Below are 12,970 nucleotides of genomic sequence, written 5' to 3' on the forward strand. Positions count from 1 at the left end.
ATTTCTTACTTTATTTAAAGAACAATTTTTAATATAATGTTAAAACTATACAAGAAAATTTAGATAAAAATTCACTCAAGGTTTAATCAAACCGCACGAAATACACGCCATATATAAAAATAACTATTTGCTAGTAATAGAAAAACTTGACAATAATTAAATTATTAAAGAAAAAATATATTGAAAAATAAATGCTTTTTATCAAATAAAGATCATCACCATTAAATAATAGTATCTTTAAGCAATTTTTCAAACTGCACACCATATTTTGTGCGGTTATTATCTTGTAGCGTGATCTTGATGCTCTCAAGCACAAATTTTGCTGCCTTTTTGATAGCATTTTGCATGCTTTTTCCATTTATCAGCGAGCCAAAAAGCACTGAAGCGAATATATCTCCTGTGCCACTTGCGTGAAATGGCAAATACTCGTGAAAATACTCCACTTTTTCTTTCGTTTTTGCATCGTAAGCTATGATACCACACTCATTTTGCTTGTATCTAATGCCCTTTAAAACGATCTTTCGCGCGCCAAAACTAGCCAAGCCCTCAAGCAACTCTAAAATGTAATCCTCGCCGTATCCCTCACTCAAAAATGACTTTTCACACATAAAACTTGCCTCAGTTATGTTTGGCGTGATGACGTGTGCCTTTGTGCAAAGTTCTCTCATCTTTGCGACAAATTTCTCATCAAAGCCGTGATAGAGCTTGCCATTATCGCCCATGCAAGGATCCACAAGCCTTAGCAAAGAGCCGCTATCAAACTCAGCAAAGACCTTTTCTATAAGCTCAAGCTGCCTAAAACTACCTAAAAATCCAGTGTAAATTCCATCAAAGCTGATGCCCTCTTTGTGCCAAACCTGCGTTATAGCGTCAAATTCATCAGTCAAATCACGAAAAGTGAAATTTTTAAAGCCAGTGTGAGTTGAGAGCAGTGCCGTTGGCAAGATGCACGCCTCGATGCCTTGGGCGCTGATTATGGGAAGTGCGACAGTGAGCGAGCATTTGCCCACGCACGAGATGTCTTGTATAGTTAAAATTCGCTTCATCTATCATCTCAATTTATAAAATTTAACGCCAGCAACGTCAGTTTGATAAACCACGCCGTCTTGCAAAAGGCTGTTTAAAATTTGCTTTGAGTGCTCTGAGAAATTTTCTTCTACATTTGCCATAGTTTGCGGACGGCGCTCTAGCATGGCTAAAATTTCACTCTTGCTAAATTTATACTTTTGCTCTATCTTGTGAGCCCTAGCTATGGTGACTGGCACGCCTTTTATCTTGCTTGCAAGCTCTTCAAGACTACTAGCATCAACGCCTTTTACGTTGTAAGCTGGCGGGCGATCTATCGTACCCACATCCACTCGGTGCGGAGCTATCTCATTTATAGTCTCATTAAGCGCTATAAATTCTTCTTCTTTATCGTTAAATCCGGCCACGACCAAAATTTCAAGCACAAGCTCACCCTTAAAGTCCTTGCGAAATTTAGCCATCGCTTTTACAAGCTCTCCAACTTCTATGCCACTTTTGTTGCGGTCTATCTTTTTAAATGTGCTTTGCACGGCGCTATCAAGGCTAAATTTAACTATATCAAGCCCTTGCAAGGCTTCACAAATTTTTTGATCTCTCGCGCCTGAGCCGTTGCTTAGGATGAGAGTTTTTGCCTTGCCTTTTATCTCATTTACTTTTGCCACCAGCTCTTTTAAGTGCGGATAAAGAGTTGGCTCGCCATTTGCTGTAAGCGTGATGACGTCGATGTTTTGATGAGCTTTTAATGCTTCTTTTAAAGCGCTTATGATTTCATTAACGCTTGGTGGATTTTCTATCTCTTCAACCGGCTTTGCACCCTTTAGCTCACAATAAACACAGTCAAAATTGCATGATTTTTGCTTTGGGCTTAGATCGATACCAAGACTCATGCCAAAACGGCGCGAATTTATCGGCCCAAAGACTGGAGTGCTATCTTGCACTTTTTCTTTGAACCTCTTTTATGAAATATTTTGCGTTTTCAACTGGCACATCAGGCAAGATCCCATGACCAAGGTTAAAGATATGCGGTGCGCCTTTCATCGTGCTTAAAATTTTATCCACGCCCTCATCTATCGCCTTTTTGTTATAAAGCCTTGTTGGCTCCATGTTGCCCTGAAGGACGTATCTTGGGCTAAGTTTTTCTTTTGCTAGCTCGATCGGCGTGCTCCAATCAACGCCAAAAACATCAAATTTACCTGAAATTTTATCCAGATAGCCGCTTATACCTTTTGGAAAAACGATGACTGGAATTTCTGGAAATTCAGCCTTAACACTATCAACTATTTTATTAATGTAGTTAAATCCAAACTCAAAATAAGCCTGCTCTTCAAGCGCAGCCGCCCAGCTGTCAAAAATTTGCACCGCATTTACGCCAGCTTTTATCTGCTCTTTGACGTAAAGGATGAGCGCTTGCGTCACTTTTTCTAAAATTTGATGTAAAAATTCTGGATTTTGATAGAGCATCTTTTTGCAGACCGCATAGTTTTTGCTGCCACCACCCTCTATCATATATGTAGCTATTGTCCATGGCGCACCACAAAAGCCAATGAGTGCCTTATCTTTGGCTAAATTTTCTCTTGTAAGCTTGATCGTGTCATAGACGTATGCTAAGCCTTTAACTGATCTTTCGATACTAAGCGCATCAAGTGCAGCCTCATCACGCAAAGGCTTTGTAAAAACTGGTCCCTCGCCCTTTTCAAAGCGCAGATCCATGCCCATTTCAAGAGGCACGACAAGGATATCGCTAAACAAAATCGCCGCATCAACGCCTAGGATTTCAACTGGCTGAAGCGTGACCTCGCTAGCCTTTTTATAGTCTTTGCAAAGTGATAAAAAGTCCCCTGCTTTAGCTCTTACAGCCATATATTCTGGCAGATATCTGCCAGCTTGGCGCATCATCCAAACAGGCGTATATGGGGTCGGTTTTTTAAGGCAAGCGTCTATGAAAATCATCAAATTTCCTTTAAATTTTTAAATGGATATTATCCAAAAATAGCTAAAGAAAAGATGTAGGAGAAATTTTAAGCGTAAAAACGCTTAAAATTTTAGTGATCTCCCTTGTGAAGGAAGTAAAGTCCAAGGCAAAGCGCTAGGATAGAAGCCGCAAGATAGGCCATTTCAAGCGGAGTTGTGAAGTTTGCATGAAGCACTCTTTGGAAGAAATTTACGATTAAAACCATGACGATCACTTTGCCAAGCTTGTCTTTTAACTCATCAAGTGAATGCACTTCAAGCACCTTGCTCTGCTTTGACTGCTTTAGCTGTGTGATCTCTGAGATGAAAAGCTCGTAAATTCCGAAGCTAAATATATAAAGAACAAGCGCCATCAAGTATAGATCGATCGCTCCAACGACCTCACCAACGACCTCTGAGTGGAAATTTTCAACGTGAAAATCTGCAGCGAAGAAATATTTATAAACCTCTAAAAGTACCTTGCCGACATCATAACTTGCGATGATGAAAAGCACGATCGCACCTAAAAGTCCAAAGACTACTGGAAAAAGCGTGAAACTGTTGCTTGCAAGCAAAATTCTCTCGAATATTTTACGCAATAAAAACCCTTTTTGTGAAATTTAAAAAGGGGGTATTTTATAGTTTTTTCCTTAAATTTTAGGTGCAAAATCGCAATTAATTTTAGCTCAGGCTACTCTTGCATCGTGATCCATTTTTGTGCGATCCTGACGGCATTTGTCGCAGCTCCCACACGGATCTGATCGGCACTACACCAAAGGTGAAGCACATTTGATCTAAAGTTATCAACTCTGATCCTGCCAACGTAAGTCTCGTTTGTATCACTTGAGATAGTAGGCATCGGATACTCTTTTTTAGCCGGATTATCGACTACGACGACACTTGGAGCTTTACTTAGAACCTCTCTTGCCGCATCTGCGCTCACATCTTTGTCAAAGTGGATAGTGATCGCCTCAGAGTGGCTTCTAAGCACTGGCACACGCACACAAGTAGCGCTCACTTCGATATCTTTGTGAAGAATTTTTTGCGTTTCATTGACCATTTTCATCTCTTCTTTTGTATAGTCATTATCCAAAAAGACGTCGATGTGTGGGATCACGTTTAGCGCTAGGCGGTGCGCAAATACCTTTGGCTCGCACTCATCAAGCTTAAATTCAAAAAACTTTTGCATCTGCACAACAAGCTCCTCCATGCCCTCTTTGCCAGCGCCACTTGCTGCTTGATAGGTAGAAACATCGACCCTGTTGATGCCAAAAGCGTCATTTAGTGGTTTTAAAATTTGAACCATTTGGATGGTTGAGCAGTTTGGATTAGCGATGATGCCGCGGTTTTTCCACATAGCAATGTCACTTGGGTTACACTCAGGCACAACTAGCGGGATATCTTTATCCATCCTAAAATGGCTAGTATTGTCGATAACTACTGCGCCGCTGTCAGCTGCAAATTTGGCAAATTTCTCTGAAACTGAGCCACCTGCACTAAAAAATGCGATATCGATCTCGTGCTCGCTAAAAACTTTCTCGGTTAGCTCTTTTACTTTGTAGTGTTTGCCCTTAAATTCGATCTCCATGCCAACGCTCTTTGCACTTGCAAGTGGCAAAAGCTCACCAACTGGGAAATCAACCTCCTCCATAACTCTAAAAAGCTCTTCGCCGACCGCTCCAGTAGCACCAACGACCGCTACGTTAATTTTTCTCATCTGCTCTCCTTGGTTTCTTTTAATTTTCTTAATTTGCATAATTTTACTAGCCAAAAACTTAAATTTTTACCTATTTTTTACTTCGTGCTTGCAAAAATAGATCTTTTGGCAAAATTTCATCACCCTCGCTTAGTATCGCTGCACGCTGCACGACTGAGATGAGCTCCCTTATGTTGCCTGGGTAGTCGTAGCCCAAAAGCTCCTCTTTGGCTGCTTTTGAGAAATTTTTAGCCTCAAAGCCATACTCTTTGCAGCATTTGTCCAAAGCATCCTGCGCGATAGGCAAAATTTCATCCTTTCGCTCGCGAAGTGGCGGGATGAAAAGCGGGATCGTGTTTAGGCGGTAGAAAAGGTCCTCTCTAAACCTGCCCTCTTTCATAGCAAGCTCTAAATTTGCATTTGTAGCGCAGATGATGCGAACGTCTATCTTTTCGCTCTTTGTAGCGCCAAGCCTTGTTATCTCGCGCTCCTGCAAAGCACGAAGCAATTTTGGCTGTAAATTTATAGGCATCTCGCCGATCTCGTCTAAAAATAGCGTTCCGCTATTTGCCAGTTCAAACTGCCCTTTTTTGGTAGTCGCAGCGTCAGTAAAGGCGCCCTTTTCAAAGCCAAAAAGCTCACTTTCTATCAAATTTTCAGGGATCGCAGCCATATTTAGAGCGATAAATGCCGCATCTTTTCTAGGTGAGTTTGCGTGGATAAATTTAGCAAAGATCTCCTTGCCAACGCCACTTTCGCCACTAAGCATTATTGAAGCGTCAGTTCTTGCAGCTTTTAGCGCGATATTTAGCGTGGCTTCTAGCGCCTTTGAAGTGGCTAAAAAGCCGTTATTTTCGCTTTTAGTTTCAACTTTTTTTATGCTTTTTGGAGTTTTTTGTTTTAGCGCTTCTACCCTTTTTATCGCTTCATATAGAGTTGAGACGTCAAATGGCTTGGTTAAAAAGTCCTTCACGCCGAGCCTAACGCTCTCGATCGCCTTGTTAAGTGTCGCATTACCTGTCATTATGATGACGTCAAATTTGCCGTTTAACTCTTTAATGAACTCGAGTCCGTCCATCTTAGGCATGTTTATGTCGGTGATGATTAGATCAGTGTCGTCGCTTAGCTTTTTTAGAGCTTCAACTGCGCTCTTGTAACTCTTGATGTTTAGCTCGTCGTACTCGCCAAGTGCGATCTCAAGCGACTTTCGCATATTGATGTCATCTTCTACTATGACAATATTCATTTGATCTCTTTTTTATTGAAGTGTGCCGATGATAGCGGATTTTGGCTTAAATTCCACCATAAATCTAACTGGCAAAATTTTCAAATTTGAAGCATTTGTGACCTGCGCATTTTTGACATTAAGCTCATTTTTTATCATCACTTTTTTTAAGGCAAAGCAGTCAAAAATTTCATCTTTGTGTAAATTTAAAAAGCCAAGAGTTGTTGTGTTTTCATCTTTAAAAGCATCTATCTGGCAAAGAAATTTTGGTTTTGGATTGGGCGTTAGAGTCATCGCCTTAGAAAATGAAATTTCTTCAAAGGCAACTATTTGATTTTTCGTATCGACCTTCGCCCAGAAGATAAACTCCTCCAGGCAAAAGGCGAAATTTAAAAGTATCGTTAGTAAGAAAAGACTTCTCGCCACTTATCTTCGTCTATCTTAAGCTCCATATTTACCTTATAAAGCCCGTCTTTGAAATTTTCATTCACGATCCTTGCGTTTTTAACAAGACCTTGAACCTTTGAAGTGATAGATGAGTCGTTTAGCATCGCGTCTCTTACGGTGTCTTCAGCGTTGATCTTTACGCCGTAAAGCTTGCCTGCAAGCTGCGAATAAGCATCAGCCATCGCTGCTCTTTTTGCAAGAGTGACTGACTGAGCGTATGAGAGCGAATTTAGCGGAGCTATGCCCTCGCCTGTGGCTCTAAAAGTGGTCTCTCTTGGAGCGCTATCATATATCATCTTCTCTTTTTTCATAACCTCTCTAAGATCGTCTTTATCGACCTTTTGGATGACTACGTTGCGGTTTGATGTGCTAGTTGGCTCGCCCATAAAGCCATTAAATGAGCAGCCGCCAAAAATAGCGATCATCAAAGCAAAAGATAAAATTTTAACCTTCATAAACAACCTTTTTTATGCTTTTATTTAAAATTTAATAGCAAAATTTATTCCAAAAGCCCCATATCTTCGCCTGATGCTTCATCCTCATCTTCGCCATCATCTGCCTTAGGGCATCTTGCGATACTTACAACATCATCGCCATCGACGTTTACGACGATCACGCCGCTTGTGTTACGTCCTGCTTTGCGGATGCTTTGCATATCTACTCTTATCATCTTGCCGCTTGATGTTAGAGCCATAAGGTCTTGCTCTTCATCAACCATCACAACGCCCACTAGATCGCCTGTTCTACTTGTTAGCTTCATGCAGATGACGCCTTTGCCGCCGCGGTTTGTCAAGCGGTACTCATCAGCTGTTGTGCGCTTGCCGATACCTTTTTGAGATATGCTTAAAATTTCTTGATCATTGCTTTCGATGACTGCTGCGCCTACGACCTCATCGCCTGGCTCTTTAAATTTGATACCAGTTACGCCGCGTGCAGTTCTACCCATTTGGCGAACTTTGCTGATCTTAAATTTAAGACACATACCCTTTTTAGTAACGACAAATAGCATTGTCTCATCGCCTGAGTTTGCGTCTTCTTCGGCATTTACATTATCTTCGTCGATCTCGTTTTGAAGCTCTTCAACTTCAAGCACCTCTGTCTCAACGCTTAGCTCATTTTCAGGGTCAGTTACTGGCATATCATCATATGTTTGAGCAATGAGTGCAGTTACAAGCTCGTCGTTCTCATCAAGGCTTATAGCTCTTACGCCAACTGAGCGGATGTTTTTAAACTCGCTTAAATTTGTGCGTTTTACGATGCCATTTTTAGTGAAGAATGCTAGCGATTTGCTCTCATCAAAGTCAGTCGTTGGGATGATCGCTTTGATCTTCTCATCAGGCTGCAGCTGTATCAAATTTACAACCGCTTTGCCCTTTGCTGTGCGGCTTCCCTCTGGAATTTTATAAACTTTTAGCCAGTATAGCTGTCCGCGGTCAGTCACAAACATAAGCGTATCGTGAGTATTTGAAGTAAAGAAGCTCTCTATAAAGTCATCGTCGTATGTCGTGACCGCTACTTTGCCCTTGCCGCCACGTTTTTGCTTCTCGTACTGCTTGCTTGGCACACGCTTGATGTAGCCGCGGTGTGTTATGGTTACGACCATATTTTCATTTGGTATGAGGTCTTCAATGTCGATATCATCGTAGTCATCAACGATCTCAGTAACTCTTGGCACTTTAAATTTATTTTTGATCTCAAGAAGCTCTTCTTTGATCAAATTTTCAAGCAATGTCTCGCTCTTTAAAATTTCATCAAGTCTTGCGATCTCAGCCATAAGCTCGGCTAACTCAGCCTCTAGTTTTTCTCTCTCTAGCCCTGTGAGCTTGCTTAGACGCATATCAAGGATAGCGTTTGCTTGAAGCTCTGAGAGATTAAATTTACTCATCAAGCCTTCTCTAGCAACCGCCGTATCAGCACTATTTCTAATAAGCTCGATCACCTCGTCGATGTTATCAAGTGCGATCTTTAGACCCTCTAAGATGTGGGCTCTTGCGCGCGCTTTTTCAAGCTCAAATATCGTTCTTCTAATGATAACTGTTTTTCTGTGATTTAAAAATAGCTTAAGTAGCTCGATAAGATTAAATACCTTTGGCTCTTTGTTATTAATAGCAAGCATAATAACGCCAAAAGTGCTCTCCATCGTGGTTGATTTAAATAGGTTATTTAGCACGATGTCGCTCATAGCGTCGCGTTTTAGCTCGATGACTACGCGGATGCCGTCTTTATCAGACTCATCTCTAACCTCGCTAATGCCATCTATCTGCTTATCTTTTACAAGCTCAGCGATCTGCTCGATGAGCCTTGCTTTGTTTGTTTGATAAGGTAGCTCATCGATGACGATGACGTCTTTGTTTGGCTTTTTTTCTATGTGAGTTTTGGCTCTTAGTTTGACCCTGCCACGACCTGTGCGGTAGGCCTCTATGATGCCTTTTTTACCAAAGATGATACCACCAGTTGGGAAGTCTGGACCTTTTATAAATTCCATCACCTCTTCAAGTGTCGCCTCTTTGTTTTCAAGAAGTAGTAAAAGACCGTCTATCAGCTCATCGAGGCTGTGTGGTGGGATATTTGTCGCCATACCGACCGCAATACCGCTTGAGCCGTTTAATAATAAATTTGGCACACGGCTAGGCAAAACATCTGGCTCGACCTCTCTATCGTCGTAGTTTGGTACAAAATCAACCGTATCTTTATCGATATCTTTTAAAAGCTCTTCAGTAAGCATAGTCATTCTAGCTTCGGTATAACGCATCGCAGCTGCGCTGTCGCCATCAATCGAGCCAAAGTTTCCTTGTCCATCAACGACTGGATAACGCATAGAAAATTTCTGAGCCATACGAACAAGTGCATCATAAACCGCTATGTCGCCGTGTGGGTGGTACTTACCGATGACTTCACCAACGATACGAGCTGACTTCATATAAGCACTTCTGCTGCCAACGCCGAGGTTATCCATAGCGTATAAAATTCTTCTATGAACTGGCTTTAGTCCGTCTCTAGCGTCAGGCAAAGCACGTCCAACGATGACGCTCATAGAGTAGTCAAGATAGCTATTTTTTATAGAATCTTCGATATCAACTGAAGCGATATCTTGAGTTAATTCAAGTAGATTGTCTTTCATTTTTATCCTTAAATTTAGCTTGTGGGATTTTAGCTAAAAATTGATAAAAACTTTCTAAGGGCAAAGCGGCCTGGGTTAAATTTAACCCTTAAGCACGCTCGTAATATGTAGCTCCGTTTGAAAAACGCTTTGTGTAAAGCGGGGTGTAAGGCACAAGATCAGCGTGTCCTGCGTAGAGCCTGCCCTCTGGTTTAAGTAGCTTGTGCAGCCTCTCAACGCACTTTAGTCTAAACGCATCGTCAAAATATATCATCATATTTCTTGAAAGGACGATATCAAATTTTCCAAGATTAAATATCGCATCATCAAAAACATTTAAAATTTTAAACTCACACCTTGGTAAAATTTCTTTTTTTATCTGGAATTTGTCATCAATTTTTGTAAAAAATCTCTCTTTTTGAAAATCGCTTAGTCTATTTAGACTTCTTTCACTAAAAATACCTTTTTGACAGCTCGTTATAGCTTCTGAGTTTATATCGATGCCAACGATTGAAATTTCATTTTGCTTGAAACCTAGCTCATAGGCCAGCATAGCTAGTGAATATGGCTCATCACCAGTTGAACATGGCGCACATAAAATTCTAGCCTCTCCAAGATCTTTAGCATAGTAAATAACATCTTTAAGCTGTGTCAGCTCTCTGTAAAAATATGTCTCATTTACAGTTACTAGATTTAAGATATCTTGGCGCAAATTTGAGTCATATCTTATCATCGAAACTAGATCTTTAAAGCTCTTTATCTGGCGGTTTTTAGCAAAAATGCTAATTCTTTGAAGTGTAATATCTCTCTTTGGCTCTAGATCGACCCCACAAAGTGTCTTTATAGTACTCATAAATTCGTTAAATCCATCCATGTCGCTTGGTGCTTTTACTTCCAAAGCTTCACTTCCCTTTGTATCTTTGTTAAAAAGCATTTAAAAAATCCTCCAATTCTTTTCTTATCATCATTAGATTTAACGATTTTAAATTTTGATTTAGTTCTTTAGCACGCTTTGGCATACCATAAACTATCGCACTCTCTTCATTTTCAGCTATGCATTTTGCACCTGCTTTATAAAGCTTATCAAGCCCAGCTGCACCATCATCGCCAATGCCAGTTAGTAAAATAGCTAGCACATTTGCGCTTTTACAAATTCCAACTCCAGAGCTAAACAAAACATCTACATTTGGTGTATATATCGTTTTTTCTTCAGGATTAGGTTTTGCACTTATTGGCAAAGTTGGCGCCACTAATGTATTTTGTTCACATATATAGACAACATTTTCTTTCAGATTTGTTTTTTCGGTCAAAATTTCAACATTTATATTGCACTCTTTTCCTATTTGTACTGCGAAAGAATGTATAAACATCTTGTTCATATGTTGAGCTATCACAATGATGGCACCATTTAGCTTTATGTCCTTTAATAGCTTCTTAATATGTCCAGGACCACCAGTTGATGCACCAATTAATATTAATTTTTGTGCCACAAATTACCTTTTATTTTATTTTGTGCTTACTATATCGTCTATTTTGTATAAATTTTTACTGCTAAATATCAATAATAATTAGCAAATATATAGTGTTTTTGTGAGTACTCTTAAGGTATTTTTATGATTTTTTATTTGTGATCTTATATAAAAAGCTAAATATCTCAGCCACCGCTTTATATAAATTTGGCGGTATCTCTTGATCGACCTCGACCTTGCTTAAAATTTCAATGAGATCAGGATCCTCTTTGATCGGTATGTCATGCTCTTTTGCAAGGCTTATTATCTTGTTTGCTATCTCGCCAGCACCGCTTGCAAGCACCTTTGGAGCGTTATCTTGCGATCTGTTGTAGCCAAGAGCGACTGCTTTTTTCTTATTTACTTGCATCAAATTTTCTTATCAAAGCCCACATCAAGGCCGCCAAAATTTTTAAATCTATCGTTTAGCTTCACCTTTGGCAAGGTTTTGATGTTAAAATTTGAAACAATTAGTCCAAGCTTTGAGATAGCTTGCTTTAGCTCGCTTGAGCTAGACAAGATAAGCTCTTTAAACTCATTTGTCTGCGTTGCCACCGATAGATCGATATAGCGTTTATCCACAAGCCCAACCATCACGTTTATCTGTCCAAATTTCTTAAAATTTAGATCGATCTGGGCATAAAATTTATCCTTTTTACCCTGCTTAAACGCGACATTTCCGCCCTCCACGCCGTCCCAGATATAAGGCATATAAGTTTGTATGCCTCCTTGCAGGCTTGAGACCATCTGGTGCATCTCTATTTGCGAGATCATCTTATTTGCAGCATTGACGGTCTGGGCGTTTTGGCTCTTTTCGCTGATATTTAAAAGCGTGCTTTTTACATCTTGATTTAGCACTTTTGAAATTTCACTCTGACTCTTTGTCGTGATGTTATTTATATCATTTGTGGCTAGTTTTAGCTGCTTTAAAAGCGCCTTACTTTCAGCTAGATCGCTTTTTGCCGTGCTAGCTTCTGGGTCTGCTAGGCTAAGGCTATGAGCTAGGCGTCTTGCTGCACTTTGGAGCTTATCTTGCAAGCTGCCCTCTTTTGAGACGTCGCTAACCTCGTTAAACGCCTTTACAAGTCCAGCCTCATCGCCTATGTTATTTAACATTTTTAGATCGTTTTTTAGGCTCTCAAGGATAGCTTTTAGCTCTTTGTGATTTGAGCTAAAAGCCACACTTTGATTTAGTTTTTCGCTAGCTAAATTTGCTACCTTCTCACTTAAATTTGAGATGAAATTCTCCATCTTACTGGTCTGATTTTTAACAGCGTCTGCGCTTTGCTCTTTTGAGAAGTTTTTATCTAGAAATTTAGCCACATTATCAAGCTTATCCACATCTTTTAAAAGCGTTTTTACGCTCGAGTTATCAAGGATGTTTTTAGCATCACCGCTCGCTTTTTCAAGCATAGAAGTAAGCTTCATAAATGAGTCTTGATTATCCAAGCTCTCATCATTTAGGGTTAAAATTTGACTAAGTAAATTTTGATTTGAGAGATTTTTTATATCGCTTAGTAGCTTTTGTATCGAGCTTGGCAGCTTCTCTGGGGTAAGCGCATCTTTTAAATTTGCTTCAAGCATGACGCCAGAGTTTTTTATCTGATCATTTAGCGAGCCAGCTTTAAGATCAGCTATTGGCTTTAGAAACTCTTTTAGTTTTAGAGCAAGGCTCTTTATCTCAGGGCTTTCATTTTGCGCAGCCTCGCTCTCTAGGCTTTTGACAAGGTCAGAGAGCTCGCTAGCTAAATTTGGAGCGATCTTTGTATCTTTTGCCTGAGATAAAATTTGCTCAGCTTTACTAAGGCTTGAAGCGCTTTTTAGATCATCAAGCACCCTAGCAACTAGCTTGCCAACGTTATCAAGGGCGTTTGAGACGCTCTGTTCGCTTGGCGTCCCAGCTGGCTGATTTTTAAAAAGCGAACCCTCGTTTTTACGGACAGGCGCGTTTTGAGCAGCATTTTGCCCAGTTTGAACCGAGGTGTTTGATATGTTTAGAGAATTTGCTACGTCCATTT

General features: G+C 40.2%; 13 protein-coding genes. All 13 read right to left on the minus strand.

The features are described 5' to 3' along the window. Positions 1–221 precede the first annotated feature (221 nt). A complete protein-coding gene (locus CYP05_RS05850; protein ID WP_021083617.1) occupies positions 222–1,046 on the minus strand; it encodes a pyridoxamine kinase in 825 nt (274 codons plus the stop codon). A gap of 3 nt (positions 1,047–1,049) precedes the next feature. Then, entirely contained in the window at positions 1,050–1,964 is a 915-nt protein-coding gene (locus tag CYP05_RS05855; protein ID WP_103642277.1) for a radical SAM protein, read from the minus strand. Then, positions 1,954–2,976 carry a uroporphyrinogen decarboxylase gene (hemE, locus tag CYP05_RS05860; protein ID WP_103642278.1) on the minus strand — a complete coding sequence of 341 codons (1,023 nt, stop codon included), beginning with the start codon at positions 2,974–2,976 and terminating at the stop codon, positions 1,954–1,956. The genes CYP05_RS05855 and hemE overlap by 11 nt, the downstream gene beginning before the upstream one ends. Positions 2,977–3,068: 92 nt before the next feature. Further along, the gene (locus CYP05_RS05865; protein WP_103570282.1) at positions 3,069–3,575 is read right to left on the minus strand and encodes a YqhA family protein; all 507 of its coding nucleotides are present in this window, start codon (positions 3,573–3,575) and stop codon (positions 3,069–3,071) included. Positions 3,576–3,667: 92 nt separating this feature from the next. Continuing rightward, entirely contained in the window at positions 3,668–4,693 is a 1,026-nt protein-coding gene (locus tag CYP05_RS05870) for an aspartate-semialdehyde dehydrogenase (RefSeq protein WP_103642279.1), read from the minus strand. A 70-nt stretch (positions 4,694–4,763) separates the two neighbouring features. Continuing rightward, positions 4,764–5,918 (minus strand): sigma-54-dependent transcriptional regulator, encoded by a 1,155-nt coding sequence (locus CYP05_RS05875; RefSeq protein ID WP_103642280.1) that lies wholly within the window; start codon positions 5,916–5,918, stop codon positions 4,764–4,766. A gap of 12 nt (positions 5,919–5,930) precedes the next feature. After that, positions 5,931–6,323 carry a hypothetical protein gene (locus CYP05_RS05880; protein WP_084041423.1) on the minus strand — a complete coding sequence of 131 codons (393 nt, stop codon included), beginning with the start codon at positions 6,321–6,323 and terminating at the stop codon, positions 5,931–5,933. Beyond that, positions 6,299–6,799 carry an LPP20 family lipoprotein gene (locus CYP05_RS05885; RefSeq protein ID WP_002939671.1) on the minus strand — a complete coding sequence of 167 codons (501 nt, stop codon included), beginning with the start codon at positions 6,797–6,799 and terminating at the stop codon, positions 6,299–6,301. Before CYP05_RS05885 ends, CYP05_RS05880 begins: the two co-directional genes overlap by 25 nt. Positions 6,800–6,843: 44 nt before the next feature. Beyond that, entirely contained in the window at positions 6,844–9,465 is a 2,622-nt protein-coding gene (gyrA, locus tag CYP05_RS05890) for a DNA gyrase subunit A (protein ID WP_103642281.1), read from the minus strand. A gap of 88 nt (positions 9,466–9,553) precedes the next feature. Beyond that, positions 9,554–10,378, minus strand: coding sequence for a CheR family methyltransferase (locus tag CYP05_RS05895; protein ID WP_103642282.1), 825 nt, complete (start codon positions 10,376–10,378; stop codon positions 9,554–9,556). Next, positions 10,368–10,934, minus strand: a complete 567-nt coding sequence (locus CYP05_RS05900; protein ID WP_103581427.1) for a CheB methylesterase domain-containing protein — start codon at positions 10,932–10,934, stop codon at positions 10,368–10,370. The genes CYP05_RS05895 and CYP05_RS05900 overlap by 11 nt, the downstream gene beginning before the upstream one ends. A gap of 121 nt (positions 10,935–11,055) precedes the next feature. Next, positions 11,056–11,325, minus strand: a complete 270-nt coding sequence (locus tag CYP05_RS05905; RefSeq protein ID WP_223154848.1) for a FlhB-like flagellar biosynthesis protein — start codon at positions 11,323–11,325, stop codon at positions 11,056–11,058. Then, entirely contained in the window at positions 11,322–12,968 is a 1,647-nt protein-coding gene (locus CYP05_RS05910) for a flagellar hook-length control protein FliK (protein WP_103642283.1), read from the minus strand. The genes CYP05_RS05905 and CYP05_RS05910 overlap by 4 nt, the downstream gene beginning before the upstream one ends. Positions 12,969–12,970 lie beyond the last annotated feature (2 nt).

The sequence above is a fragment of the Campylobacter concisus genome (assembly GCF_002913545.1).
Taxonomy (GTDB): domain Bacteria; phylum Campylobacterota; class Campylobacteria; order Campylobacterales; family Campylobacteraceae; genus Campylobacter_A; species Campylobacter_A concisus_AV.

Coding starts and splice junctions, on each gene's coding strand:
- CYP05_RS05850 (WP_021083617.1), bottom strand. CDS start 1,046: ATGAAGCGAATTTTAACTATACAAGACATCTCGTGCGTGGGCAAATGC.
- hemE (WP_103642278.1), bottom strand. CDS start 2,976: ATGATTTTCATAGACGCTTGCCTTAAAAAACCGACCCCATATACGCCT.
- CYP05_RS05870 (WP_103642279.1), bottom strand. CDS start 4,693: ATGAGAAAAATTAACGTAGCGGTCGTTGGTGCTACTGGAGCGGTCGGC.
- CYP05_RS05875 (WP_103642280.1), bottom strand. CDS start 5,918: ATGAATATTGTCATAGTAGAAGATGACATCAATATGCGAAAGTCGCTT.
- CYP05_RS05885 (WP_002939671.1), bottom strand. CDS start 6,799: ATGAAGGTTAAAATTTTATCTTTTGCTTTGATGATCGCTATTTTTGGC.
- gyrA (WP_103642281.1), bottom strand. CDS start 9,465: ATGAAAGACAATCTACTTGAATTAACTCAAGATATCGCTTCAGTTGAT.
- CYP05_RS05895 (WP_103642282.1), bottom strand. CDS start 10,378: ATGCTTTTTAACAAAGATACAAAGGGAAGTGAAGCTTTGGAAGTAAAA.
- CYP05_RS05910 (WP_103642283.1), bottom strand. CDS start 12,968: ATGGACGTAGCAAATTCTCTAAACATATCAAACACCTCGGTTCAAACT.